Source organism: Chimaeribacter coloradensis, from assembly GCF_002858715.1.
GTDB lineage: Bacteria > Pseudomonadota > Gammaproteobacteria > Enterobacterales > Enterobacteriaceae > Chimaeribacter > Chimaeribacter coloradensis.
Genome location: NZ_PJZH01000003.1, coordinates 1 through 25,681, shown reverse-complemented (window position 1 = coordinate 25,681; position 25,681 = coordinate 1). Strand labels below are relative to the sequence as shown.

Here is a 25,681-nt window from a genome sequence, read left to right as displayed (position 1 = left end):
CCCCGCCGGAGCGTTTCTTCCTGTTAACCGCCAGCCCCGGCTTTACCGCCCACTCTGAGGTTCCTGTTATGTCGCAACGCCCAACCGGAAAAGGCGGCCTCTCGCTGACCAACCCAGCGGTACGCGCCTGGATTTACCAGATTATCGCGGTAGCGTTGCTGCTCGCCTGTGGCGGCTACCTGCTGCACAACACGATTGTTAACCTCTCCACCCGCGGCATCACCTCGGGGTTTGCCTTCCTGAATAACAGCGCCGGGTTCGGCGTCATCCAGCACCTGATCGACTACGAGCAGGGCGACACCTATGGCCGTTTGTTTGTGGTCGGGCTGCTCAATACCCTGCTGGTGTCGGTGCTCTGCATTGTGTTCGCCTCGCTGCTCGGCTTTGTGGTCGGCCTCGGGCGGCTCTCGGACAACTGGCTGATCCGCAAGCTCTCGACGATCTATGTCGAGACCTTCCGCAATATCCCGCCGTTGCTGCAAATCTTCTTCTGGTATTTCGCGGTGTTGCGCAACCTGCCCGGCCCGCGCCAGAGCCTTGACGCCTTCGGCGTGATCTTTATGAGCAACCGCGGCCTCTACCTGCCGTCGCCCCAGCTGGGCGAAGGCGCGCTGGCCGGGGCCGTTGCCCTGCTGCTGGCGGTGGGAATGATTGCCGCCCTCGCCCGCTACAACCACTTCCGCCAGATCCACACCGGCCGGGTGTGGCGCATCTGGCCCTGGGCGCTGCTGCTGATCGTTGGCCTGCCGCTGCTGGCGCATATGCTGTCCGGGGCGGCGCTGCACTGGGATCTGCCCGCCCTGCGCGGCTTCAACTTCCGCGGCGGCATGGTGCTGATCCCGGAACTGGCGGCGCTCACCGTGGCGCTGTCGGTCTATACCTCGGCGTTTATCGCCGAAGTGATCCGTTCCGGCATCCAGTCGGTGCCGGGCGGCCAGCATGAGGCGGCGCGGTCGCTGGGGCTGCCGAACCCGGTGACGCTGCGCCAGGTGGTACTGCCGCAGGCGCTGCGGGTGATCATCCCGCCGCTCACCAGCCAGTACCTCAACGTGGTGAAAAACTCCTCGCTGGCGGCGGCCATCGGCTACCCGGACATGGTGTCCCTGTTTGCCGGGACAGTGCTGAACCAGACCGGCCAGGCGATTGAGACCATCGCCATGACCATGTCGGTCTACCTGATCATCAGCCTGCTGATCTCGTTTCTGATGAACGTTTACAACCGGCGCATCGCGCTGGTCGAGCGCTGAGAGGCTTCCATGACCATGACGTTACCCCCGCCATCACGCAGCGCGGCACCGCCTTCCGGCCCGGTAGGCCGGGCGGTGCGCTGGGCGCGCCGCAACCTGTTTTCCAGTGTGTTCAACAGCCTGCTGACGCTGCTTTGCCTCTGGTTGCTGTGGCTGATTATCCCGCCGCTGCTGGAGTGGGCGGTGTTCCAGGCCAACTGGATCGGCACCACGCGCGCCGACTGCACCAAAGACGGTGCCTGCTGGGTGTTTATCCACGCCCGCTTCGGCCAGTTTATGTATGGCCTCTACCCCACAGACCAGCGCTGGCGCATCAACCTCGCACTGGTGGTGGGCCTGATCACTGTCGGCCTGATGTTCTGGCGCGGGATGCCGCGGCGCGGGCGTTACATCGCCTGCTGGGCGGTGGTCTACCCGCTCTTCACCTGGTGGCTGATGTATGGCGGCTTCCTCGGCCTGCCGCGCGTCGAGACCCGCCAGTGGGGCGGTCTGACGCTGACGCTGATCATCGCCTCCATCGGCATTGCCGGGGCGCTGCCGCTCGGCATCCTGCTGGCGCTGGGGCGGCGCTCCCGCCTGCCGGTGGTGCGTATTCTGTCGATCTGCTTTATCGAGTTCTGGCGCGGCGTGCCGCTGATCACCGTGCTGTTTATGTCCTCGGTGATGCTGCCGCTGTTCCTGCCGGAGGGCACCAGCATCGACAAACTGCTGCGGGCGCTGGTCGGAGTGATTCTGTTCCAGTCCGCTTACGTGGCGGAAGTGGTGCGCGGCGGCCTTCAGGCGCTGCCGAAAGGCCAGTACGAGGCGGCGGAGTCCCTGGCGCTGGGCTACTGGAAGACGCAGGGGCTGGTGATTTTGCCGCAGGCGCTGAAGATGGTGATCCCGGGGCTGGTGAACACCATTATCGCGCTGTTCAAAGACACCAGCCTGGTGATCATTATCGGCCTGTTTGACCTGTTCAGCAGTGTGCAGCAGGCCACCGTTGACCCGATGTGGCTGGGGATGTCCACCGAGGGCTACGTCTTCGCCGCGCTGGTCTATTGGGTTTTCTGTTTCAGCATGTCGCGCTATAGCCAGCATCTGGAAAGGCGCTTTCACACCGGACGTTCCAACCACTGAGGTACACCATGAGCGACCATCGGGTTACAGACGATAAACAGATGATGATTACGCTGGAAGCGGTCAATAAGTGGTACGGACAGTTCCACGTGCTTAAAGACATCAACCTCAACGTAAAACAGGGCGAGCGCATTGTGCTGTGCGGCCCGTCAGGGTCGGGCAAGTCCACGACCATCCGCTGCATCAACCACCTGGAGGAGCACCAGCAGGGGCGCATCGTGGTGGACGGCATCGAGCTGAATGACGATTTGCGCAACATTGAGAAAGTGCGCACCGAAGTCGGCATGGTGTTCCAGCACTTTAACCTCTTCCCGCACCTGACGGTGTTGCAGAACTGCACGCTGGCCCCGACCTGGGTGCGCAAGATGCCGAAGAAAGAGGCGGACGAGCTGGCGATGCACTACCTGAAGCGGGTAAGGATTGCCGAGCACGCGCACAAATACCCGGGGCAGATCTCCGGCGGCCAGCAGCAGCGCGTGGCGATCGCCCGCTCGCTCTGCATGAAGCCGAAAATCATGCTGTTTGACGAACCGACCTCGGCGCTCGACCCGGAGATGGTGAAAGAGGTGCTGGACACCATGATCGGCCTCGCGCAGGACGGCATGACCATGCTCTGCGTCACCCACGAGATGGGCTTCGCCCGCACCGTGGCCGACCGGGTGATCTTTATGGACCGCGGCGAAATCGTCGAACAGGCCCCGCCGCAGGAGTTCTTCTCACACCCGAAATCGGAGCGCACCCGCGAATTCCTCTCCCAGGTGATCCACTGATGTTTATCCCCTGAACCGCTGCGCCGGGTACCCGCCCGGCGCAGCGGTTTCACATCCGGTTCAGCCGTGTTACCAGCGCCATCTCCCGCTCGCTGAAGGGCTGGCCGTCCGGCGTCAGCACATCGTGGAACCACAGCCCGGCGGGGGTGTCATCCGGCGGGATGCCCGGCCACGGCAGCCAGGTCTGGGTTTTGCCCTGCACCAGCCCCCAGTGGTAACAGGCGACTCCTTGCGCCCGGAACAGCGGCAACTGCTCCTCCATCACGCTGCCGACGTGGCGCGCCAGCCACTCGGTGCAGAGCACCGGGCGCTGGAAGGCGGCCAGCCGCGCCAGAAGCGCCACCTGCCCCGGCGTATCCACATAGGCGTGGTAGCTGACCACGTCGGACAAATGCAGCGCGGCGACGTCGATCGGGTGACGGAACGCCTGATGGCACGCCTGCCGGTCGGGGAGGTGCCAGGCGGCCACCGTCAGCGGCTGGCGGGGAACGGCTTGCCGCGCCCAGCGGAACACCTCAATCATCAGCGACAAGGCGTAGATCGCCAGCCGGTCGTCATACTCGGCGTACTGGTTTACGCCGCAGAAGATGCCGCCGTTGCCCGGCTCGTTGTAGAGGTCCCATACCGTGACGCGCGCATCCCGGCCAAAGCAGCCGATAACATCCTGCACATAGGCTTTGATCTGCGGCCAGATGCCCGGGTCGAGCACCTTCGCCCGGCCGGGGCTGCCGGCGGCCTGGCTGTTATGCACCCCCGGGCGCGGCGCTTTCTGCCGCCCGGTGACCGGCTCATCCCCGGAGAAGGCGCAGTCGTCGAGCAGCGTCAGCATCACCTGAAAACCGCAGGCGTCAGCCACTGCCAGAAAGCGGTCGATGCGGTTCAGCAGGCCGTTGCGGTCAGCCTGCCAGACAGTAAACGGCAGGTTGGTGCGCAACTGGTTGTAGCCGTAGCGGCTCGCCCAGCGCAGCTCCTGCTCAATGGTCAGCAGGTCGAAGCTCTCCGCCTGCCACATCTCCAGCCAGTTCACCGCCGTGCGCGGCAGGTAGTTAAAGCCGCAGCCCCAGCGCTGCTGTTGGTACCACTCGCGCGCCTGTTCCGCGGGCCATTGCGTATACATCGCTGCCCCCTATTTCGCGCCGGAGAGCGTCACCGTGCCGACAATGCGGCGCGTCGCCTCGCCGCCCCACACCTCGTCATACTCATAACCGGTGAGCTGGCGGATCACCACCCGCGTCGGCTCATCGCAGTCGCGGCAGTCGCCGCCCTGTTTGCGCCGGGCGATTTCATTCAGCAGCAGCTGGTGGGTCTCCCGCGTGAGTTTGAAGGGATAGGTGGTGTAGAAGCTCACTGCCAGCAGCGCGCCGGTGGCGAAAATCATCAGGCCGATAATCGCCTGCAATGCCCCCTCCGGCTGCGTGCCGCTGCCTTTCACGAACCCGGCCTGCTCCAGCACCATGCCGATAATCAGAATGGCGACCGCCACCGTGCTTTTGCGGGTCAGCACCATGACCCCGGCGAAAATGCCCTCACGGCGCTGCTGGGTGACGATCTCATCAATATCGGGAATAAAGCTGTAGATATTCCACGGAATATAATAAAGCCCGGCGCGCGCCGCGCCCAATAATACAAAGACGGCGGAAAAAACCAGGCCGGGCACCTGAATCCGGCCGTAATAGACAAAAAACAGGAAAAGCAGCACGCTGAATATACAGCCATAAGAGAGCCGCAGCGCGGCAGACGGGGTAAAATGCCACCGGTTCAGCAGCAGAATAAAGCCGTACGTGCCGGGCACCGAGGCAAAGGCCGCAATGCTTAACCAGCCGGAGACCGCCACCGCATCCTGGCTCAGGCAATAGACCACGTAATAGGTAAAAACAGCGCCGAAAACATCCATCGCGGTAAACGAGAAGATGTAGATAATAATATGCAGCCGGAAGGCACGGATGCGGAAAGAGGAAAAAAGATCCTGCACCAGGTATTTTAAATGGTTCAGCATCCCGCTGCTGCGCTGCACTTCCGCTTTAAAGTCACTCTCCTGTTCAATATCTTTCGCTTCCCAGGTGCAGCGCCAGGTAATAAACACCGCGATGCAGAAGACGCAGGAAAAGATCAGGCCGGTCAGGGTATAGGTGAAGGGGTTATCTTTGCCGGTGAACTGCATAATCAGGCCCGGCACCGAGACCGCCAGAAAGCCGCCGAGCTGCGAGCAGATCATCCGCATGCCCGACAGGCGGCTGCGCTCCTCGTAGCGGTGGGTCATCTCCGCCGCCAGCGTCTCCCACGGCACCAGCACCATCGCCGACAATAATTCAATCGAAAGATAAGTGCCGAGATAATACCAGTAGCCCATGTCGGTGAGCCACAGCAGCGCATATAAGAACATCAACGGGCAACTGAGCATTAAAAAGAAGCGGCGGCGGCCAAATTTACGCCCCAGCCAGGTGTTGCCGAAATTGTCGGTGATATAGCCCATAATCGGGCTTAATACCGCATCAATGACCCGGGCGATGGCGAAAATAGAGCCGGCCTCCAGCACCGACAGGCCGCAATAGCTGGTGTAGAAAAAGAGAAGCCAGGTACCAATAATGGCGAAAGCGCCGCCGCCGAAAAGGTCAGTAATGCCGTAGCCGATCGCCACGCCATAGCCGACCCTGCGTTCAGTAGGTTTGACCATAATAATCGTCCAGTGTGTAAGAGAGGGAAATACCGGGCGCACCCGGCTGTTATTATTTATTTAGGGAATAGGAGTAACCCCGTTTTTATTAAACAGTTCGCGTCAGTTATAAAGAGAGTGTCAGGCATGAATTACGGGTTAACTGTTATCCATTGCCGGGTCTGGGAGGAGTGATATATCGCCTCCACGATCGCCAGTGATTTTTGGGCTTCATCCACCGCGGTATAGTCCGCCGGAACCGTCGGGTGGTGCAGCGTCTGGTAAAACTGGCGGATCGCCGCCAGATGGCCCGCCCCCCAATAGGCTTTGGCGTCGTCGTCCGGCGAAGGGTCGCTGATCAAATGGGTGCGCCCGCCCGCGCAGCAGCGCCAGAGCTGGTTGTCCCGCAGTTGCAGCATCCCCGCCTCACAGTGGATCTCCAGCAGCAGCGGGGCGTCGGTGGTGTAGCTGTTGCTAGCGTAAAACAGGCCGCGCGCGCCGTTGCGGAAATGCAGTGTCGCCATTGCGCTGTCCTCCGCTTCAGTGACGGCCGCCAGCTCGCCGCTGTCCACCACGCCTTTGACCCGCGTCACCCCACCGGCGAACCACTGCATCAGGTCCAGCGTGTGGATCGCCTGGTTGATCAGCAGGCTGCCGCCTTCGGTGGCGTAGCGGCCGCGCCACGGGCTGCGGGTGTAGTAGCCGCCGCCGCGTGACCAGGTCAGCACCGCCTTCATGCCGAGCATCTTGCCGAGCGTGCCGCCCGCCAGCTCGCACCGGATCTGGCGGCTGGTAGGGTTGAGCCGGTTCTGGTAGCAGACCGCCAGCAGCCCCGGCGCGCGCGCCGCGGCCGCCGCGATCTCCGCCGCCTCGAGGCGGTTCATCGCCACCGGCTTTTCACAAAACACATGCTTCCCGGCGGCCAGCGCCCCGATCACCATCTCTTTGTGCAGGTGGTGCGGCGTACAGATGTGCACCACGTCGATCTCATCATCCCGCAGCAGGGCGTGGTAATCCTGATAGAAGCGGCAGCCGTAGGCCTGTGCCAGCGCCTGCCCGGTGCCGCTGTCGATCTCCGCCAGCGCCTGCAGCCGTGCGCCCGGCACCTGCCGCAGCGCGTCGGCGTGGCAGACGTGGATTGCGCCGCCGCCCACAATCGCGGCATTGAGTCTGTTCATCTGCGCCTCCTTTAGCGGCCTGCGTTCGCCAGCATCTGCGCTTTCACGCACAGCTCCGCCGCCTTGAAGGCGTGCGCCTGGGTCATGGCGTGTTCGGTGCGGTGCAGGCAGTCGAGGATCAGCGCGCCGAAATAGGGGAAACCAACCTGCCCGGCCACCGGGTAGCGGAACTCACCCGCCCGGTTCACCAGGTAGACCACATCCTGCTCGCCGCGCGTGAGGTCGATGTATTTGCGGATCTCGATATAGCCCTCAGTGCCGAGCAGCGTCAGCCGCCCGTCGCCCCAGGTCGGCAGCCCGTCCGGGGTGAACCAGTCACAGCGGAAATAGCCGGTGGCCCCGTTTTCGCCGCGCAGCATGGCATCGCCGAAATCCTCAAACTGCGGGTACTGCGGGTGGCTGACGTTGCGCACCTGGCTGGCGACCACGGTGGCATCACGGTTGCCGGTGTAAAACAGGAACTGCTCGATCTGGTGGCTGCCGATGTCACACAAAATGCCGCCGAAATAGCGCCGCTCGTAGAACCAGCCGGGGCGGCCCTGCCCCTCGCGGTGCGGCCCGACGCCGAGCGTCTGCACCACCTGGCCGATCGCCCCCTGCCGCACCAGTTGCCCGGCGAACACCGCGCTCTCCACATGCAGCCGCTCACTGTAATAGACCGCATATTTGCGCCCGGTTTTCGCCACCATTTCCTGGGCGTCGGCGAGCTGCTCAAGGCTGGTGAGCGGCGCTTTGTCCGTGAAGTAGTCTTTGCCTGCGGCCATGACTTTCAGCCCCAGGGCGCAGCGCCGGCTGGGGATCGCTGCCCCGGCCACCAGCCTGACCTCGCTGTCGGCCAGAATTTCCGCCAGCGACGCCGCCGCCCGCGCCTGCGGGTACTGTTTCAAAAACGCATTCACTTTCGCCGGGTCTGGGTCGTAGACCCATTTCAGCGTGGCCCCCGCCTCCAGCAGGCCGTTGCACATGCCGTAGATATGGCCGTGGTCGAGGGCGGCGGCGGCAAACACAAACTCCCCGGCTTTCACTACCGGTTCCGGTTTGCCGACCGGTGCATAATGCATACCGTCATTAGGGTTCATTACCTCTCTCCTTTCTGCGGATCGTTTCCTGTCAGGGTGCCGCCCGCGGGGGCGGCGGAATACACGCGCGGGCCGCCTGCCCCGCTGATCTCACCAGCTGCCGCGGGCATCCAGCGTGCGGCCGGCGGCGGGTTTCGCCACCGAGGCATCAATGCGCTCCTGCAACAGCTGCAGATAGTGTGCCTCGTTCAGCGGCAGCGAGACCCAGTCATCCGTCCAGGTGGAGAGGTGCATGGCGTTGGAGAGCGTCAGGCCGTGGATGCCCTCCGGCCCCGGCGCAATCAGCGGCTCGCCGCGCAGCACCGCCGCGCAGAAGTTGGCGGTGATGACATGGTGCTCGCTGTAAGGCGGGGCCACCGGCACCGTGACCTCCCAGCACTCCGGCTCGCCGAAGCCGTGCTGCCAGCGGGCGTTGAACGCCGGTTCCGGCTCGCACAGCCGCCAGTAGCGCAGCCGCCCCTCCTCCACCACCACTTTGCCGCGGTCGCCGATGATCTCCAGCCGGTTGGTGCCGGGCGTTTCCGCCACGGTGGTGATAAACACCCCGGTCGCGCCGTTGGCGTATTCGGCGTAAGCGGTGACCTCATCCTCCACCTCGATCTGCCGGTACTTGCCGAACTGGCAGAAGGCGCGCAGCCGCACCGGCATCCCCACCAGCCACTGCCAGAGGTCGAGCTGGTGCGGGTCCTGGTTGAGCAGCACCCCGCCGCCCTCGCCTTTCCAGGTGGCGCGCCAGCCCCCGGCGTCGTAGTAGCTTTGCGAACGGTACCAGTTGGTGATGATCCAGTTAGAACGGCGGATCTCGCCCAGCTCGCCCTGCGCAATCAGCGCTTTTACTTTCTGGTAGAGCGGGTTGGGCCGCTGGTTGTACATGATGCCGAACACCACATCACATTCGCGCGCGCAGGCGTTCATCTCCTGTACCTGCGCGGTATAGACCCCGGCCGGTTTCTCGCACAGCGTATGGATGCCGTGGCGCATGGCGAGCATCGACAGCCGCGGGTGGTCGTAATGGGGCGTGGCGACGATCACCGCGTCGATCAGCCCGCTGCTGAGCATCGCCTCCGCCTCGTTAAACAATGGCAGGCCGTCGCCCACGAATTGCCGGATCGCCGGGTGTTTCGCCGGGTCGTTATCACAGACGGCGGCCAGGCAGGCATCGCGGACGACGCCCTCCAGCAGATAGCGGGCGTGCACCGTGCCGATATTGCCGATGCCGATAATGCCGAAACGTAGCTTCTCCATAACTCACCTGTATTCCACTGTGTGAAGGGATAGCGGGAACATAATGAAGCCGGGCAAGCGCCACAAACGGAATGTGTGAGAGGAATCCCAGGGTCAGAATCCCGGCCGCCCGGTGGCCGGGATTTGGTTGATAAATCAGCAGACTCTCTCTGAGAATAGTTGCAGAAATTTATTGCGAGCGGGGTCACGCCTATGCCGGGCAAGCTACAGATGGATAAAATTTCCGCCCTGACGGGCTACTCCGTCAGCACCGTGTCGCGCGTGCTGGCGGGGAAAGCCTACACCAGCGAGCGGGCGCGCGAGCTGATCCTCCGTTGCGCACGCCAGCTCGGCGTGCTGGATGCGCTGGCCGGCGGGCGGCTGCTGCTCGGCAACGTGGCGGTGTTTGCGCCGGGCCGCACCTTCAACCCGCGTGGCGACCTCTTCTACCGCGAGGTGACGCGCGGCATCGCCGAGGCGCTGGCGGCGCACAACGTCTGCCTCAGCTATTGCGGGCTGGAGGAGCAACATGCGGACATCGAAGCCTTTCTCGACAAAGCGGGCAACAAGCAGATCAACGCGGTAATCATCATCGGCACCGATGACGCCGCCATCTTCAGGCTGGCCGCGGCGCTGAATAAACCCTGCGTGCTGATCAATACCACGGACCGCGACATGGCCCTCGACGCCATCTCGCCTGACCACTACGCCATCGGCTTTAACGCGGTGCGCCACGTCTTCGGGCGCGGCCACCGGCGCATCCTCTCCCTGAGCTGCCTGCGCCGCAACACCCTCTACACCCGGCTGCACGGCATCCAGGAGGCCTACCGTCATTTCCATGTGCCCTTTGATGCGCAACAGGATCTGATTGTCACCGAGGGCTTTTCAGCAGAAGAGGCGGAACAGGCGCTGGAGGCGTGGCTGGCGTCACACCCGGTGTCATGCTGGCCGGAGGTGATTTTCCCCGGCTGCATGGGCATGGCCTCAGGCGTGTTGCGGGTGCTGGCGCGCCGCCGGTTGCGCGTGCCGGAGGATATGTCGCTGATCACCACCGATTTCCGCTGGCACCTGGAAAACGGCCCGGGCATGGCGGTTACCGGCATTGCGGTGCCCTGCCGTGAGCTGGGGAGTGAGGCGGTACACCTGCTGCAATACCGGCTGAACCGGCCGCAGGCGCCGGTGTGCCATCTGTTATTGCAGGGGAGAGTGATTGAGGGGGAGACGGTGAACTACGCCACGCGCCACGCGGCCCGCGTGGCGCTGGGTCAGTAACGGGCGCGGCCGGGTCGCCGCGCCGCGTGGGTCACACCTCTTTTTCCACCAGCAGCGCTTCCAGCAGGTCGAGGTCGTGCAGCAGTTTTTGCAGCGTCTCGTTGCTGATGCGCTGGGTGGCGCGCAGGTGGTAAAGCTCGGCGCGCTCAGCACGCAGGGCGCTGAGGCGGAAGCGGCGCTCGAGGTTCTCCACCACCAGCATGCTTTCCATATCGTCTTTGTTGTAGGTGCGGCGGCGCAGGTTGCCGATCACCCGCGAGCTGACCTCGCGCACCGTCTGCTCGTCGATGTTCTCTTCGGCATCGGCGGCGATGCGCTCCTCCATCTTGTGCAGGCTCTCAATCGCCACTTCGGCGGCCACGGCGCGCGCCATGTGCTCTTCCTGCTTATAGGCCGATTTATCCACCGTTTTCACCCCGCGCAGCAGGAACGGCAGTGCAATCACCCCGGCGATCAGCGAGAAGAGGATCACCCCCGCGGCCAGGAACACCAGCTGGTAACGTGACGGGAAGGCTTCGCCATCCGGCAGGAACAGCGGGATAGAGAGCACACCGGCCAGCGTGATCGCCCCGCGCACCCCGGCAAAGGACGCCACCCACAGCTCGCGGGTGCTGTAGCTGCCGAACATCAGCGGGCGCTTCTTCAGCAGGCGGTTGCTGAGCTTTTTCATCGACCAGAGCCAGACAAAACGCAGCATCAGCAGCGCCAGGTAGATCAGCGCTACATCGGCGAAGAGCTGCCAGGTCGGGATGGTCGGGTCGTTCTCGACCATCAGGATCGAGGTCTCCAGAATGCCCGGCAGCTGCAGGCCGAGCATGATGAACACCATGCCGTTGAACACGAACTCCAGCATCGACCAGACGCCGTTGGCGCGCAGCCGCATCGCCAGCGGCGCATTGCGGATCACGCCGGACTGGCTGATGGTCATCCCCGCGGCCACGGCGGCCAGGATGCCGGAGACACCGATATGCTCGGCGATCAGGTAAGAGGCGAACGGCAGCAGCAGCAGGAACACCGTCTGGGTGGCCGGGTCATCCCCGCTCCAGCGGCTCATGATGCGCAGCGACTTACTGTAGAGCCAGGTCACCGCGACCCCGGCCAGCAGGCCGCCTATCGCCACCTTGAGGAACTCCACCGTCGCACCGGAGACGGTGAACACCATGGTGCCCATCGCCACCGCAATCGCGAACTTCAGTGACACCAGGCCGGAGGCGTCATTCATCAGCGCCTCACCCTCCAGCACACCCATGATCGATTTGGGGATGCGCCCCTTGCCGACGATGCCGGAGAGCGCCACCGCATCGGTGGGCGACAGCACCGCCGCCAGCGCAAACGCCGCCACCAGCGGGATGTTCGGCACCATCAGGTAGATCAGGTAGCCGATGCCGACCACCGTGAGCAGCACCAGCATCAGCGCCAGCCCCAGCACCTCGCGGCCGTGGTGCAGGAACTCGCGCATCGGGGTTTTCCAGCCGTCGGCAAACAGCAGCGGCGGGATAAACAGCACCAGGAACAGTTCCGGGTCAAAGTCGACATGCAGGCCGAAATTGGGCCAGGCCAGTAAGGCACCGACGGCGATCTGCATCAGGGGGAGAGGGATTTGGAAGGGTAACATTCTGGTCACGACACCCGAGAGTGACACCACCAGGATCAAAATGAGGATGGTAAAAAAGATTTCCATGCGTTCCTTGGGCTCTTGTCATCATTATCAGTTTCAGCCGGGCGCGGGCGGCCCGGCATTCGCAGGGGTGATAGTAGACCAGAACCGCCGGGCTGTTAAACCCAGGCGTGCGCTTTGGGCGAATGTGCCGCCGCAGGGGAATTCACAGGCATAAAAAAGGGGAGCCGCCCGGCTCCCCTGCTCACCGTGGCCGCGTCAGATCGCCCAGCCGCCGGCGTAGAACGCCGCCAGCGCGACGGCGATGATCACCGTCCCGGCGTTGAGCTTGCGCCATTCCCCGGCAATCACCCGGCCAATCACCAGCGCGCCGAAGCCGAGCATGATGCCGGTGACGATGTTGCAGGTCAGCACGATAAACACCGCGCAGAGCAAGCCGGACATCGCATCCACAAAGTCGGTGAAGTCCAGCTTGGTGACGTTGCTCAGCATCAGCAGGCCGACGTACATCAGCGCCGGGGCGGTGGCGTAGCCCGGCACCAGGTAGGAGAGCGGCGACAGGAACAGGATCAGCAGGAACAGCACACCGACCACCGTGGCCGTGAGGCCGGTTTTGCCGCCGGCAGCCGTACCGGCCGCAGATTCAATGTAGACCGCCGCCGGGGCAACGCCCACCAGCCCGGCCACCATGCTGCTCACGGAGTCGGAGGTCAGCGCTTTGCCGCCGTTGATGATCTGGCCCTGCTTGTCCAGCAGGTTCGCCTGCCCGGCCACCGCGCGGATGGTGCCGGTGGCGTCAAATACCGCCGTCATTACCAGTGCCAGCACGCTCGGCAGCACCACCGGCTGCAACGCGCCCATGATGTCGAGGCTGAACATCGAGGAGTGGCCGTTGGCATCGGTCAGGGAAGGCATCGCAAACAGACCCTGGTATTTCACCGCCGGGTCGAAAATCAGCCCGATCACCGACAGCGCCACAATCACCAGCAGGATGCCGCCCGGCACGCGGCGCTTCTCCAGCCCGATGGTGGCGGCCAGGCCCAGCAAGGTCATCAGCACCGGGAACGAGGTGAAGTCCCCCAGCGCCACCGGCAGGCCGTCAATCGGGTTTTTCACCACCAGCCCGACGCCGTTGGCGGCAATCAGCAGCAGGAACAGGCCGATGCCGATGCCGGTACCGTGCGCCACGCCCATCGGCAGGTTGCGCAAAATCCAGGCGCGGATGCCGGTCACGGAGATCAGGGTAAACAGCAGCCCCATCAGGAACACCGCGCCCAGCGCCACCGGCACGCTGATGTGCTGGCCGAGCACCAGGCTGAACGCGGTGAAGGCGGTCAGCGAGATGGCGCAGCCGATCGCCAGCGGCAGATTGGCCCACAGCCCCATCAGCAGCGAGCCGATGCCCGCCACCAGACAGGTGCCGACGAACACCGCCGCCGGCGGGAAGCCCGCTTTGCCCAACATGCCCGGCACCACAATGACGGAGTAAACCATCGCCAGGAAGGTGGTCAGCCCGGCGACAACCTCTTGCCGCACGGAGCTGCCGCGCGCGCTGATTTTGAAAAATGCATCCAGCGGGCCGGTCGGCTGAACGGTGCCGCCCGCTTGGGTGTTATGGCTAGACATGCTGATGTCCTCTGAAAATGATCCTGGAATGTCGGTGCGTGGTGTGGTTACGGCCTCATGCCGTTAAGGCGTCGTGCGTTTACTTCCCTGGCACCGCGTTTTCTGAAAGGGAGGCCAGAAAACAAGGCAAACGATTAACTTTGTACCCGCCAGACGTTATTAAAATGGGCGAACAATAAAAGGCAAACGATTATCCAGCGAGCCAGCGGGCTTTTTCAACTCTGAATCGCGACATTTTCGCGTTGTTTGCGTATTTAAGCGGCAATGGTGAAATTGCGGGCTGGATCACATCGCTCGCCGGTGAGAAAAAAAGCGGAAAGCGCGGAGATTTCCTGCATCTGTTGCGCAACACGCCTGCCTGCGGCACTGCCCTGCCGGATAAAACAGGGTTTCAATATTTTTGTGATGTTCATCACAAAACCATTGATCTGATGAATTGTTAAGCGTAGGATTTTCATGTGATACACATCACACTTTACTGCGGGGCCGCCCAATGCCCCTGACGTTTACCGCACTTCCTGACCTCTGGAGGAAACATGAAATTGTCCCTGACGCTGACGTCCGGCCAGACCACCCGCACCCCAGCGCCTGCGAAACCGGCCACGCGTTTCGCCTGGCTGCATCGCGTGCTGCACGCACTGGGGCAGGATTTTGTCGGTGCCGGTAAAAGAATGTATTAATCAAACAACGCAGTCACGACAGCCTGCGTTAACCACGCGGCCGCCCGGCCCGTGCTCTCCGCCGTTCAGCCAGCGATCTGGTAAGGCCCGCCCTGTTTCAGCGCCTGCTGGTACGCGGGCCGCGCCTGCACCTTCTTCAGCCAGTCGCTGAGATGCGGGCAGCCGGACAACCCACCCCGCGCGTTCAGCCCCTCGACCGGGAAACTCATCTGAATATCGGCGGCGCTGAAATCCGCCCCGGCAAACCAGGCGTTCTCTGCCAGATGCTGCTCCAGGTAAGCCCGGTGGGTGGCGAGCTGCTTGTCCAGGTACGCCTTCTGCACCCCTTTGCCAATCGCCCCGGCAATCGGCCGCGCCAGCAGCGGCACCGGCGGCTTGCCCAGGCGGCTGAAGATCAGTTTCATCACCAGCAGCGGCATCAGCGAGCCTTCGGCATAGTGCAACCAGTAGCGGTAGCTCTGGCGCGCGAAGTGATCGGTAGGTTTCAGCAGCCCCTGTGCGTCGTAAGTCTCTTGCAGGTATTCAATGATCGCGCCGGACTCCGCCAGCGTCAGGTCATTGTCGGTGAGCACCGGGGACTTCCCCAGCGGGTGAACCTTCTTCAGCGCCTCCGGGGCCAGCATGGTGTCTGGGTCGCGCTGGTAGCGCTCAATCTGGTAGGGCACCGCCAGCTCCTCCAGCATCCACAAAATACGCTGCGAACGGGAGTTATTGAGGTGGTGAAGGGTGATCATGCCTGTCTCCTGGGTCATTACACGGGGCCAGCGGTAACTATAGTTGATTCTGCCCCGGTCAATCCGGCCCCCCTTCCCTGCCTCTTTCCCGCGCCGGCGATCGCGGTTAAAGCCAAATCAACCGAGTAAAATCATCTAAACTTGGCCTATTAATGATAAATACTGTTTTTACTTTATACTTTCGTTACGTTTAGCAATACCGCGGATACGCTGGTTTAACGTTGGTGAAAAAGTCGCTAATATCGCTGTACTGTTTTGAAATATCACATAATTAAACTTAACCAAAATTTTGCCCCACGACGCGGCCCACACCCTGATGGTTAAGGTGATGTGATGTTTATTCTTCCCGGCGATCGCCTGACCGACATTGCAACGCAATAACGGGGCAGGGTTGCCCTTACCCTGTTATTTGGAGAGCAAGTCATGCTTGCCAGCAGTTACAACGATGTTTTGGTGCTGTTCTCATTCATCGTGGCTATTCTTGCGTCCTATACCGCCCTCGACATGGTGGGGCGCGTCGCCACCACTGACCGCGCCGCCGCCCGCTGGTGGCTCGGCGGCGGTTCTGTGGCGATGGGCATCGGCATCTGGTCGATGCATTTCATCGGCATGCTGGCCTTCAGCCTGCCGGTTTCCATCAGTTATGACCCGCTGATCACCGGTTTGTCGATGCTGATCGCCATCGCCTCGTCGATCTTCGCCCTCTGGTTTGTCACCGCCGCCGCCCTCTCCCTGCCGCGGCTGGTGGCCGGTTCACTGATTATGGGCGGCGGCATCGCCGGGATGCACTACACCGGCATGGCGGCGATGAGCGTAATGCCGGGCATGAGCTACGACCTGCGTTGGGTGCTGCTCTCGGTGGTGATTGCGGTGCTCGCCTCGGCAGGCGCGCTGTGGATGGCCTTCCGGCTGCGTACCCAGGTCAACAACGTCAAGCTGCTGCGCGCGCTGGCGGCGATCATCATGGGCGTGGCGATTGTCGGGATGCACTACACCGGCATGACGGCCGCCAACTTCCACATGATGGGCAGCATGGCGGGCATGGCCCACCACGGCGGGGTGAACACCAACTGGCTGGCGGTGGTGGTGATTGTGTTTACGCTGGCGGTGCTGGCGATCACCCTGGTGGTGTCGGTGCTGGACGCCCGCCTCCAGGCGCGCACGGCGATCCTGGCGCAGTCCCTGGAGCAGGCCAACCGCGAGCTGATGCAGCTCGCGCTGCATGACAACCTGACCAAGCTGCCGAACCGGCTGCTGCTGGAAGATCGTATCCAGCAGGCGTTGCAGAAAGGGGAGCACGAAGGCACCCTGTTCGCGGTGCTGTTTATGGATCTCGACGGCTTCAAAGCGGTGAACGACGCCTACGGCCACCACATCGGCGACCAGTTACTGATCGCCGTGACCGAGCGTATCCAGGGCAGCCTGCGCACGCAGGACACGCTGGCGCGCCTCGGCGGTGACGAATTTGTGGTGCTGATGGAGATAACGGACCCGGCCGACGCCGCGACGCTGGCCGCCCAGCTGGTGATGCTGATTGAGCAGCCGTTCAATGTGTCGCGCTACGAGCTGCTGGTTTCCATCAGCATCGGCATCGCCGTCTACCCCAGTGACGGGCTCACCGAGCGGGAGCTGATGCTGAACGCCGATGCGGCGATGTACCATACCAAAAATTCCGGCCGCAACAGCCACAGCTTCTTCCAGAAATCGATGAACGCCAATGCGCAGGAGCAATTGCAACTGATGCACGACCTGCGGCTGGCGATTGAGCGCAACGAACTACGCCTGCACTACCAGCCGAAATTCACCGCACCCTCCGGCCCGGTGTCCGGCTTCGAGGCGCTGGTGCGCTGGGAGCGCCCCGGCAGCGGGATGCTCAGCCCGGCGGTGTTCCTGCCGCTGGCGGAGAAGACCGGGCTTATCCTGCCGATGGGCGAATGGGTGCTGAACGAGGCGTGCCGCCAGCTCAGCGAGTGGCACCGCCAGGGGCATCAGGAGTGGAGCGTGGCGGTGAACCTGTCGGCGTTGCAGTTCGAGCAGCCGGACCTGGTGGAGAAAGTGGTGGATATCATCACCCGCCACCAGATCCCGGCGGAAAAACTCACGCTGGAGGTCACGGAGACCACCGCGATGCTCAACCCGGACGTCAGCGTGGCGATTCTCGACCAGCTGACGGATCTGGGGGTCAAGGCGTCGATTGATGATTTCGGCACCGGCTACTCCAGCCTGCTCTATTTAAAACGGCTGCCCGCCAGTGAGCTGAAAATCGACCGGGCATTTATCAACGAGCTGACCACCAATAACGAGGATGCCAGCATCGTCTCCGCCATCATTGCACTGGGCCAGACGCTGAACCTGAAAGTGGTGGCCGAAGGGGTAGAGACCGTGGAACAGCAGGCGTTCCTCAGCCGCCTGGGCTGCGACACCCTCCAGGGCTTCCTGCTCGGCCGCCCGATGACCCCGGCGCAGATCGGCGACCGCATCAGCAGCGACTGGCCCGGCCACGTCATTCCGGCCACCGAGCTGGAGGATGTAAAAACCGCTGACATCAAATAACCATGACCGCCCGTGCCCTGAACAGGCCGGGCGGCTCCCCGGCCTGTCTCGCCTTCCTCCCGCCTCCGTTGCCGCTTTTCCATAGTCTATAGTCTCTACTTACCCCGCCCTACTGGAGGAAGTATGAGTGATGACCAGGCTTTTCCTTATGAGAACCGCGGCCCGGCGACGGCCATCGGCCATGCGTTACCGGCGGCCGGTGCGCCGTTGCCGCCGTCCGGCATCGACAGCGGCCGCGTTGACGGCGAGCAGGTGACTTTTCCCAACTGGAAAGGCGCGGCGGACACGCCGGAGCCGTCACCGCCGGTGGCGCTGCCGCCTGAGCAGCGCGTCGGGTTCGCGGTGGTCGGGCTGGGGCGGCTGACGCTGAACCAGATCCTCCCGGCGCTGCACCGCAGCAAAAATGCCCGGCCGGTGGCGCTAGTCTCCGGTTACCGGGAGAAAGCGGAAACCGTGGCCGCCCAGTACGGCATCCGCAGTGACGCCATCTACGGCTATGACGAGATGCAGAAAATGGCCGACAACCCGGAGATTGAGGCGGTCTACATCGTCACCCCTAACGGCCTGCACCGCGACCATGTGCTGGCGGCGGCCGCCGCCGGGAAGCATGTGCTGTGCGAAAAGCCGATGGCCAACACCTCCCGGGAGGCGCAGGAGATGATCGATGCCTGCCAACAGGCCGGGGTGAAGCTGATGATCGCCTACCGCTGCCAGTTCGATGCCTTCAACAAAGAGGCGGCGCGGCTGGTGCAGTCCGGCGAGCTGGGGCGGCCGCGCATCATTGAGGCCACCAACGTGCAGATGATGGGGCCGGACGGCCAGTGGCGCTTTAAAGCGGGGCTGGCGGGCGGCGGCGCGCTGCCGGACATCGGCCTCTACTGCCTGAACGGCGTGCGCATGATGCTGGCCGAGAACCCGATCGAGGTCTATGCCCAGGCCGTCAACCCCACCGGCGACCCGCGCTACGCTGAGGTGGAGGAGACCATCAGCTTCGTGTTGCGCTTCCGCTCCGGGGTGATTGCGCACTGCGTCACCAGCTACGGGGCCCACGAGGGCAAAGAGATGACGGTGCGGCTGGAAAACGGCTGGGTCAAACTCGACAACGCCTTCGCTTACAGCGGCCAGCGGCTGACGGTGGCGCAACGCAAGGGCGAGGCGCAATCGCTGGAGGAGCGCAAACTCAGCGCCGGGCCGCAGTTTGTGCTGGAGATTGAACACTTTGCCGACTGCGTGCGCAACGACCGCGCACCGCGCACGCCCGGCGAAGAGGGGTTGCAGGATCAGATCTTTATCGAGGCGATCTACCGTTCGGCACAGGAGGGGCGGCCGGTAACGCTGGAGCATAACGATCTGCACGTCACCGCCGCACAGAAAGAGTGAGCCGCCCTTGACCTTGCCCTTAGGGCAAGGTTTACCTTGAAGGGCGAACCCATTCACATGAGGAAGAGAAGATGCGTAGTTACCGAGCCTGGGCCGCGGGCCTGCTGCTGGCCCCGCTGGTTGCCTGTGCCGCCCCTGCCGCACACAATGACCACAGCGGCACGGCGTCCGCCTCGCAACAGGCGTATGAGAACGGCATGAATGCCATGCATGGCGACATGATGCAGGCGGTGAAATCCAGCGACCCGGACATCGCCTTTGCGCAAGGGATGATCGCCCACCATCAGGGGGCGATCGACATGGCGAACACCGAGCTGAAATATGGCAAAGACCCGGCGATGCGCAAACTGGCGCAGGAGATCATCGCGGCGCAGCAGCCGGAGATTGAACGGATGCAGCGCTGGCTTGCTGAGCACCCCGCCAAATAACCCCCCTTTTGCGCATCAGGCCGGCAGCGGTTCCGGCTTGATGCGCATGGCGCTGATGACCCCAATCATCAGGCAGGCGATGCCGCACAGCGTCAGCACTGGCGGCCAGCTCTGGCGCAGCAGGAAGGTGTAGGCCAGCCCGGCCAGGATCTCAAACACAATCAACGGCCCGACCAGCACCGTCGGCAGCCGCTGGCTCGCCTCACTCCAGCAGAGCGTACCGAGCCAGGAGCAGAAGAGGCCAATTGCCGCCATCAGCGCGATAAACAGCCCCGGCCGCGGGCCGAACGGCAGCGGGAACGGGCCGTTGGTCAGTGCCATCTGCCCGCAGGCCAGCGCATAGGCCACCAGCGCCATCGGCAGCACCGCCAGCCCCTGCGCCGTGGCCCAGGTACCGGCGCGGTGTTGCGGGTGTGACCGCATCCAGCGCGCATTGCGCAACGGGTACCACGTCCAGCAGACCAGCGCCACCAGCGCCAGCCCGATGCCGCTCAGGTAACGCCCGATGTCGGTGGGGCCGCCGCCGCTGCGCAACTCCGCGATATTCACCAGGCACAGCCCGGCCCCGATCAGCAGCAGTGACGGCAGCAGCCGGTGCCACGCCAGCCGCCCCTCATGCCGCCCGTAAAACAGGTTGGCGGAGACAGCGATCACCACCGGCAGGGTGCCGATGATCATGGTGGAGATGGGTGCGCCGGTGCGCTGGATCGCCCCCGCCAGGCAGACGTAGTAGAGCAGGTTCCCCACCGCGCTGAGTTTGCACGCCTCCACCCAGTCGCCGCGCGTCAGTTGCCGCAACCGGCGGCGGTCAAACCACGCCAGCGGCAGCGCAATCAGCCCGAAGGCGACGTAGCGCCCGGCCGACTGCAACATCGCCGGGTACTCCGGCACCACCAGCGGGCCGACAAAGATCAGCCCCCACATCAGCCCTGCGGCCAGGGCAAAAAGGACACCTGCCATCATAATAAACCACTGCTCCCGCGTGAAAACCGTGACCTTAGCGCAGGCGGCGCGGCCGGTATTGTACCAGCTTGCGCAATGCGACCGGCGTGCGCAACGGCCTCAGCGTTGCGCCACCGCCCGCTGGTAACGCACCGGGGTTACGCCGTAGCGGTTGGCGAAGGCGCGGGTCAGGTGCGCCTGGTCGGTGAGGCCGACGTCGGCGGCCACCTGCGCGGCGCTGACGCCGGCGGCCAGCAGCAGCTTGGCGCGGTAGAGGCGGATCGCCATCAGCATCTGGTGCGGCGTGACGTGGAAATGCGCCTTGAACTGGCGCTGGAAGTGGTAAGGGCTGAGCCCCGCCTCCGCCGCCAGCTCCGCCAGCGTCAGGGGGTCGGCGAAACGGGCATGCAGGCAGGCTTTTACCCGGTCAAACCGGTGCGGTGCATCCGGGCGCGCGGGCAACGGCCTGCGGGCGTGCGGCCGCAGCAGATCCACCAGCGACAGCAGCAGGCCGTCCGCCGTTAAGGTATCTTCCGCCTGCCAGAGCGCCGCCAGCGTCATGCCCAGCTGTTGCGCGGTGTGCGGATCGCGGCGCACCGCCTCGTTACTGAACCACCAGCCCGGCTCACCGGCGATCGCCGCCAGCCGGGCCGGGTCGAGGTAGATCATCCGGTAACGCCAGCCCTCCTCGGTTTCCGCCTGGCCGGTGTGCAGTTCGTCCGGGTTCATCAGCACCAGTGAGCCAGGCCCCGCCACATGTTGCGCACCGCGGTAACGGAAACGCTCCGCCCCCGCCTCAATGGTGCCGATGCCGAACGCCTCGTGGGTATGCGGCTCAAACACATGGCGGCTGATATGCGCCCGGTACAGCTCGACGCCCTCCACGCCGGAAAGCTGCCGGAACTGCGCCCGGTCGGTCTCGTACTCAAATTGCTCTGGAACGCCCTGCACGCCCGCCTCCCCTGTTCAGCCTGAGGATAATACATTAGCCGGATGTGGCTCCGCCGGACACAGCCCGGCCCTGATCAAACTCTCCCGCAGCACGTTAAACGCCGGCAGCATCGCGCTCTCCTCCACACAGGCGAAGCCCAGCAGCAGCCCGCGCATCGACTGGCGGTGCATAAAATATTGCGACAGCGGCCGCACGCTGACGCCGCGCCGCAGCGCATGGGCGGCGATTTTCACGTCGTCACACCCTTTCGGCAGCACCAGCACCAGATGCAGCCCGGCGTCATGGTCATAGGCGTGCAGAAACTCCGGGCCGAGGTAGCGGGTAATCAGCGACACCAGGTAAGCGCGGCGGCGGCCGTAGAGCAGGCGCATCCGGCGGATGTGGGCGTTGTAGTGCCCTTCGCGCATAAACTGCGCCAGCGCGGTCTGGATCAGGAAATGGCCGCCGCGGTAAAGCTCGGCACAGGCCAGCTTCATCGCCGCCGCCAGCGGTTTCGGCAACACCATGTAGCCGATGCGCAACGCCGGGTAGAGGGTTTTGCTGAAGGTGCCGAGGTAGATCACCGGCGCGTCCGGCTCCAGCCCCTGCAACGCCGGGATCGGGTTGCCGGCGAAGCGGAATTCGCTGTCGTAGTCATCCTCGATGATCCAGCTCCCCTGCTCCCGCGCCAGCGCCAGAAGCTGCTTGCGGCGCGGCAGGCTCATCACCGCGCCCAGCGGGTACTGGTGCGACGGCGTGACGAAAATCAGCTTCGGCGGCGGCCCCTTGCCGCCCGCCAGCGGCACCATGCCGTGCTGGTCTACCCGCACCGGCAGAATGTCCGCGCCGTTGATGCGCAGGATATTGCGCGCCCCCCAGTAGCCCGGCTCCTCGAACCAGACGCGATCCCCTGGATCGCAAAGCATTTTGGCGATCAGGTCGATCCCCTGGTGGGTGCCTTCGGTGATCAGGATCTGATCCACCTCGCACTGCACCGATCGCGTCACGCGCAGGTACTCCACCAACTCCTGTTGCAGCTCATAGCTGCCGCCCTGGTGGCTATAGGTGAGGTGGTGGTGCAGCGGGTCGCGGTTGATGCGCCGCTGGATCGAACTGAACAGCGCGTGCGGGAACTCGCGCACATCCGGCACGCCGGGCACAAACGCGCCCCACTGGTGCGGCGAGGCGTTGGCGTAGCCCATGAGTTTGCTGCCGCGCCGCGACAGCTCCATCTCCTCCACATAGCGGTGCGGCCTGCCGGGCTGGCCGGTGGTGGCCATAAGGTAGCTGTCGGGCAGGATCTCCGCCACCGAGGTACCGCTGCCGGTTTTCGCCTGCAAATAGCCCTCCGCCTGCAACTGCTCGTAGGCGTAGAGCACGGTGTTGCGTGACACCCCCAGCTCCCGCGCCAGATCCCGCGTGGCGGGCAGGCGGCTGCCGGGCGGGATGCTGCCGTCGGCAATCGCCGTGCGCAGGCACTGGCAGACCCGTAACCGCAGCTGGCCGCCGGTGGTGAGCTGCAAACGCTGTAAAAGCAGATCCGCGTGTAAAGATCGCAATTGGCCCTCTCCGTTTTCGTTAAGTGGCTCTCGCCTGATGTTAATAGACCCTGCTACTAATTAACAACATTGATGCACGTTATTTCGGCGGCCCTGCCCGCCCCTGGAGAATGCCATGAAACATCAGCAACTTAATGACAGAAAAGCCGCCGCTACCCCGCGTGGCGTCGGTGTCATGTGTAACTTTTTTGTAAACCGTGCTGAGAACGCCACCCTGTGGGATGAAGAGGGCAATCAGTGGATCGACTTCGCGGCAGGCATCGCGGTGCTGAACACCGGCCACCGCCACCCGAAAATCATCTCAGCCGTCGAAAAGCAGCTCAACGCCTTCACCCACACCGCCTATCAGGTGGTGCCTTATGAGAGTTACGTCGCCCTGGCGGAGCGCATCAACGCGCTGGCCCCGATCAGCGGCCCGGCGAAAACCACCTTCTTCACCACCGGCGCGGAAGCGGTGGAAAACGCGGTGAAAATTGCCCGCGCCCACACCGGCCGCCCAGGGGTGATCGCTTTCACCGCCGCTTTCCACGGCCGCACCATGATGACCATGGCGATGACCGGCAAAGTGGCCCCCTACAAACGTGATTTCGGCCCGATGCCGCCGTCGGTGTTCCACGCCCGCTTCCCGAGCGAGCAGCACGGCGTAAGCGTGGAAGAGGCGCTGGCGAGCATCGACCAGCTTTTCAGCTGTGACATCGCGCCCGATCAGGTGGCGGCGATTATCCTCGAGCCGGTTCAGGGCGAAGGCGGTTTCCGCCCGGTGCCGGCCGCGTTCCTGCGTGAACTGCGCGTCCTGTGCGACCAGCACGGCATCCTGCTGATCGCCGATGAGGTACAGAGCGGCTTCGCCCGCACCGGCAAACTCTTCGCGATGGAGCACTTCCCGGAGGTGAAAGCGGATCTGATCACCATGGCGAAAAGCCTGGCGGGCGGCCTGCCGCTTTCCGGCGTCTGCGGCCGTGCCGAAGTGATGGACGCCCCGGCCCCCGGCGGGCTGGGCGGCACCTACGCCGGTAACCCGCTGGCGATCGCTTCCGCCCATGCGGTGCTGGATGTGATCCAGGAGGAGAACCTCTGTGAGCGCGCCGAACACCTCGGCCAGCACCTGCGCGAAGTGCTGGGCCTGGCGCAGCAGCAGAACCCGGCGATTGCCGACATCCGCGGCCTCGGCTCGATGATTGCGGTGGAGTTCTGCGACCCGGCCACCGGCGCGCCGGACAAGGCGCTGTGCGCCGCCGTCCAGCAGCGGGCGATGGACGCCGGGCTGCTGCTGCTCTCCTGCGGCCAGCACGGCAACGTGATCCGTTTCCTCTACCCGCTGACCATCCCGGACGCCCAGTTCCAGCAGGCGATGGATATTCTCAGCCACTCCCTGACCGTACGTTGAGGCCCCCGATGATCGCATTGCATCCGTTACTCGACCACCCGCTGGTTCGCCAGCCGGAAGCCAACCAGCCCGCCCCGGCCGGGTTTATTGAAGTCACTGACCCGTCGCGCGGCACTGTGCTGGCGTGGGTCAAACAGCAGGACGCCGCCGACGTGGAGGCCGCCATCCAGCGCGCCGCACAGGCCCAACAGGCGTGGAAAGCGCAGACCGCGCTGGCGCGTGCTGACACCCTGCTCGCCTGGTATCAGGCGATTCTGGCCGAGCGCGACGCGCTGGCGGCGATCCTGACGGCTGAGCAGGGCAAACCGCTGGCCGAGGCGCGCGGCGAGATTACCTATGCCGCCTCCTTTATCCGCTGGTTTGCCGAAGAGGCGCGCCGGGTGCAGGGTGACGTGATTACCCCGCCGCAGACGCACCAGCGCATTCTGGTACTCAAGCAGCCGGTGGGCGTCTGCGCCGCCATCACCCCGTGGAACTTCCCGGCGGCGATGATCACCCGCAAAGCCGCCCCGGCGCTGGCCGCGGGCTGCGCGATGATCGTCAAACCGGCGGAACAGACGCCGCTCACCGCCTTCGCGCTGGAGAACCTGGCGCGCCGCGCCGGGCTGCCGGATGACCTGCTGATCCATGTGCAGGGCGATGCGGTGGCCGTCGGCAAGACGCTCTGCGCCAGCCCGGTCATCCGCAAACTGAGCTTTACCGGCTCCACGGAAGTGGGCCGCCTGCTGATGGCACAGTGCGCGCCGACGATTAAAAAGCTCTCGCTGGAGCTGGGCGGCAACGCACCGTTCCTGGTGTTCGACGACGCCGACCCGGTGGCCGCGGTGCAGGGCATCATGGCGAGCAAGTTCCGCAACAGCGGGCAGACCTGCGTCTGCGCCAACCGCATCTATGTGCAGCGCGGTATTTACCCGGAGATTGTGCGCCACCTCACCGACGCCGTGGCGCAGTTGCAGGTCGGGGACGGCCGGGACGCCGCAAGCCAGCAGGGGCCGCTGATTGACGACGCCGCCGTCGCCAAGGTGCAGCAGCATATCGATGACGCCTGCCAACAGGGGGCGACGCTGGTGACCGGCGGTAACCTGCACGCCCTGGGCGGCACCTTCTTCCAGCCGACCATCCTCACCGGCGTGACGCCTTCCATGCGCGTCGCCCATGAGGAGACCTTCGGCCCGCTGGCGGCGCTGATCCCGTTTGATACGGAAGAGGAGGCGGTGCGCTACGCCAACGACAGCGAATTCGGCCTCGCCGCCTACTTCTACACCCGCGACGCCAACCGCCAGTGGCGGGTCAGCGAGGCG

Annotated in this window: 22 protein-coding genes; 10 read left to right on the top strand and 12 right to left on the bottom strand. The window is 64.1% G+C overall.

The window, feature by feature from the left end; genetic code table 11:
* Nucleotides 1-68: 68 nt before the first annotated feature.
* From CYR32_RS04540 to CYR32_RS04530, 3 genes are read left to right on the top strand one after another with little or no spacing between them, the layout of a single operon-like run.
* Entirely contained in the window at nt 69-1,247 is a 1,179-nt protein-coding gene (locus CYR32_RS04540) for an amino acid ABC transporter permease (RefSeq protein ID WP_101823040.1), read from the top strand.
* Between the two features lie 15 nt (nt 1,248-1,262).
* Entirely contained in the window at nt 1,263-2,366 is a 1,104-nt protein-coding gene (locus CYR32_RS04535; RefSeq protein ID WP_241523755.1) for an amino acid ABC transporter permease, read from the top strand.
* Nucleotides 2,367-2,374: 8 nt separating this feature from the next.
* Nucleotides 2,375-3,136, top strand: a complete 762-nt coding sequence (locus tag CYR32_RS04530) for an amino acid ABC transporter ATP-binding protein (RefSeq protein ID WP_101823036.1) — start codon at nt 2,375-2,377, stop codon at nt 3,134-3,136.
* Between the two features lie 49 nt (nt 3,137-3,185).
* Here CYR32_RS04530 and CYR32_RS04525 read toward each other — a convergent pair whose 3' ends face one another.
* The 5 genes from CYR32_RS04525 to CYR32_RS04505 form a co-directional block, all read right to left on the bottom strand.
* The gene (locus CYR32_RS04525) at nt 3,186-4,253 is read right to left on the bottom strand and encodes a glycoside hydrolase 5 family protein (protein ID WP_101823034.1); all 1,068 of its coding nucleotides are present in this window, start codon (nt 4,251-4,253) and stop codon (nt 3,186-3,188) included.
* Nucleotides 4,254-4,262: 9 nt separating this feature from the next.
* Nucleotides 4,263-5,810 carry an MFS transporter gene (locus CYR32_RS04520; RefSeq protein ID WP_101823032.1) on the bottom strand — a complete coding sequence of 516 codons (1,548 nt, stop codon included), beginning with the start codon at nt 5,808-5,810 and terminating at the stop codon, nt 4,263-4,265.
* 131 nt (nt 5,811-5,941) lie between these two features.
* A complete protein-coding gene (locus tag CYR32_RS04515; protein ID WP_101823030.1) occupies nt 5,942-6,967 on the bottom strand; it encodes a Gfo/Idh/MocA family protein in 1,026 nt (341 codons plus the stop codon).
* Between the two features lie 11 nt (nt 6,968-6,978).
* The gene (locus CYR32_RS04510) at nt 6,979-8,046 is read right to left on the bottom strand and encodes a Gfo/Idh/MocA family protein (RefSeq protein ID WP_101823028.1); all 1,068 of its coding nucleotides are present in this window, start codon (nt 8,044-8,046) and stop codon (nt 6,979-6,981) included.
* Nucleotides 8,047-8,136: 90 nt separating this feature from the next.
* The gene (locus tag CYR32_RS04505) at nt 8,137-9,291 is read right to left on the bottom strand and encodes a Gfo/Idh/MocA family protein (RefSeq protein WP_101823026.1); all 1,155 of its coding nucleotides are present in this window, start codon (nt 9,289-9,291) and stop codon (nt 8,137-8,139) included.
* Nucleotides 9,292-9,483: 192 nt separating this feature from the next.
* Here CYR32_RS04505 and CYR32_RS04500 point away from each other — a divergent pair, with 192 nt between their 5' ends.
* Nucleotides 9,484-10,542 carry a LacI family DNA-binding transcriptional regulator gene (locus tag CYR32_RS04500; protein WP_101823024.1) on the top strand — a complete coding sequence of 353 codons (1,059 nt, stop codon included), beginning with the start codon at nt 9,484-9,486 and terminating at the stop codon, nt 10,540-10,542.
* A 31-nt stretch (nt 10,543-10,573) separates the two neighbouring features.
* On the opposite strand, the gene CYR32_RS04495 is transcribed toward CYR32_RS04500, so the two are convergent.
* The 3 genes from CYR32_RS04495 to CYR32_RS04485 form a co-directional block, all read right to left on the bottom strand.
* Entirely contained in the window at nt 10,574-12,223 is a 1,650-nt protein-coding gene (locus tag CYR32_RS04495) for a Na+/H+ antiporter (RefSeq protein ID WP_101823022.1), read from the bottom strand.
* A 195-nt stretch (nt 12,224-12,418) separates the two neighbouring features.
* Nucleotides 12,419-13,786 carry an NCS2 family permease gene (locus tag CYR32_RS04490; RefSeq protein ID WP_101823020.1) on the bottom strand — a complete coding sequence of 456 codons (1,368 nt, stop codon included), beginning with the start codon at nt 13,784-13,786 and terminating at the stop codon, nt 12,419-12,421.
* Between the two features lie 254 nt (nt 13,787-14,040).
* Entirely contained in the window at nt 14,041-14,244 is a 204-nt protein-coding gene (locus CYR32_RS04485) for a hypothetical protein (RefSeq protein WP_146000667.1), read from the bottom strand.
* 78 nt (nt 14,245-14,322) lie between these two features.
* Here CYR32_RS04485 and CYR32_RS21640 point away from each other — a divergent pair, with 78 nt between their 5' ends.
* Nucleotides 14,323-14,466, top strand: a complete 144-nt coding sequence (locus tag CYR32_RS21640; RefSeq protein ID WP_165698180.1) for a hypothetical protein — start codon at nt 14,323-14,325, stop codon at nt 14,464-14,466.
* Between the two features lie 65 nt (nt 14,467-14,531).
* On the opposite strand, the gene CYR32_RS04480 is transcribed toward CYR32_RS21640, so the two are convergent.
* Entirely contained in the window at nt 14,532-15,200 is a 669-nt protein-coding gene (locus CYR32_RS04480; RefSeq protein ID WP_101823016.1) for a glutathione S-transferase family protein, read from the bottom strand.
* A gap of 423 nt (nt 15,201-15,623) precedes the next feature.
* Between CYR32_RS04480 and CYR32_RS04475 the strand changes: the two genes are divergently transcribed.
* The 3 genes from CYR32_RS04475 (at nt 15,624) to copM (ending at nt 19,561) form a co-directional block, all read left to right on the top strand.
* Entirely contained in the window at nt 15,624-17,753 is a 2,130-nt protein-coding gene (locus CYR32_RS04475) for a putative bifunctional diguanylate cyclase/phosphodiesterase (RefSeq protein WP_101823013.1), read from the top strand.
* A gap of 123 nt (nt 17,754-17,876) precedes the next feature.
* Complete coding sequence (locus tag CYR32_RS04470; protein ID WP_101823011.1) at nt 17,877-19,133, top strand: Gfo/Idh/MocA family protein; 1,257 nt, start codon at nt 17,877-17,879, stop codon at nt 19,131-19,133.
* 71 nt (nt 19,134-19,204) lie between these two features.
* The gene (gene copM, locus CYR32_RS04465) at nt 19,205-19,561 is read left to right on the top strand and encodes a CopM family metallochaperone (RefSeq protein WP_101823009.1); all 357 of its coding nucleotides are present in this window, start codon (nt 19,205-19,207) and stop codon (nt 19,559-19,561) included.
* A gap of 15 nt (nt 19,562-19,576) precedes the next feature.
* Here copM and CYR32_RS04460 read toward each other — a convergent pair whose 3' ends face one another.
* From CYR32_RS04460 to pdxR, 3 genes are all read right to left on the bottom strand, one after another.
* Nucleotides 19,577-20,524: a DMT family transporter gene (locus tag CYR32_RS04460; protein WP_101823007.1), complete on the bottom strand. Its 948-nt coding sequence runs from the start codon at nt 20,522-20,524 to the stop codon at nt 19,577-19,579.
* 99 nt (nt 20,525-20,623) lie between these two features.
* Nucleotides 20,624-21,454: an AraC family transcriptional regulator gene (locus CYR32_RS04455; protein WP_101823005.1), complete on the bottom strand. Its 831-nt coding sequence runs from the start codon at nt 21,452-21,454 to the stop codon at nt 20,624-20,626.
* Between the two features lie 15 nt (nt 21,455-21,469).
* Nucleotides 21,470-22,993, bottom strand: coding sequence for a MocR-like pyridoxine biosynthesis transcription factor PdxR (gene pdxR, locus CYR32_RS04450; protein ID WP_101823003.1), 1,524 nt, complete (start codon nt 22,991-22,993; stop codon nt 21,470-21,472).
* Nucleotides 22,994-23,108: 115 nt separating this feature from the next.
* Here pdxR and CYR32_RS04445 point away from each other — a divergent pair, with 115 nt between their 5' ends.
* Together CYR32_RS04445 and CYR32_RS04440 are read left to right on the top strand one after the other, a co-directional pair.
* On the top strand, nt 23,109-24,380 hold the full coding sequence (locus CYR32_RS04445) for a 4-aminobutyrate--2-oxoglutarate transaminase (protein ID WP_101823001.1): 1,272 nt from the start codon (nt 23,109-23,111) through the stop codon (nt 24,378-24,380).
* An 8-nt stretch (nt 24,381-24,388) separates the two neighbouring features.
* Nucleotides 24,389-25,681: NAD-dependent succinate-semialdehyde dehydrogenase (locus CYR32_RS04440; protein WP_101822999.1), on the top strand; the 1,293-nt coding region annotated here is incomplete at its 3' end.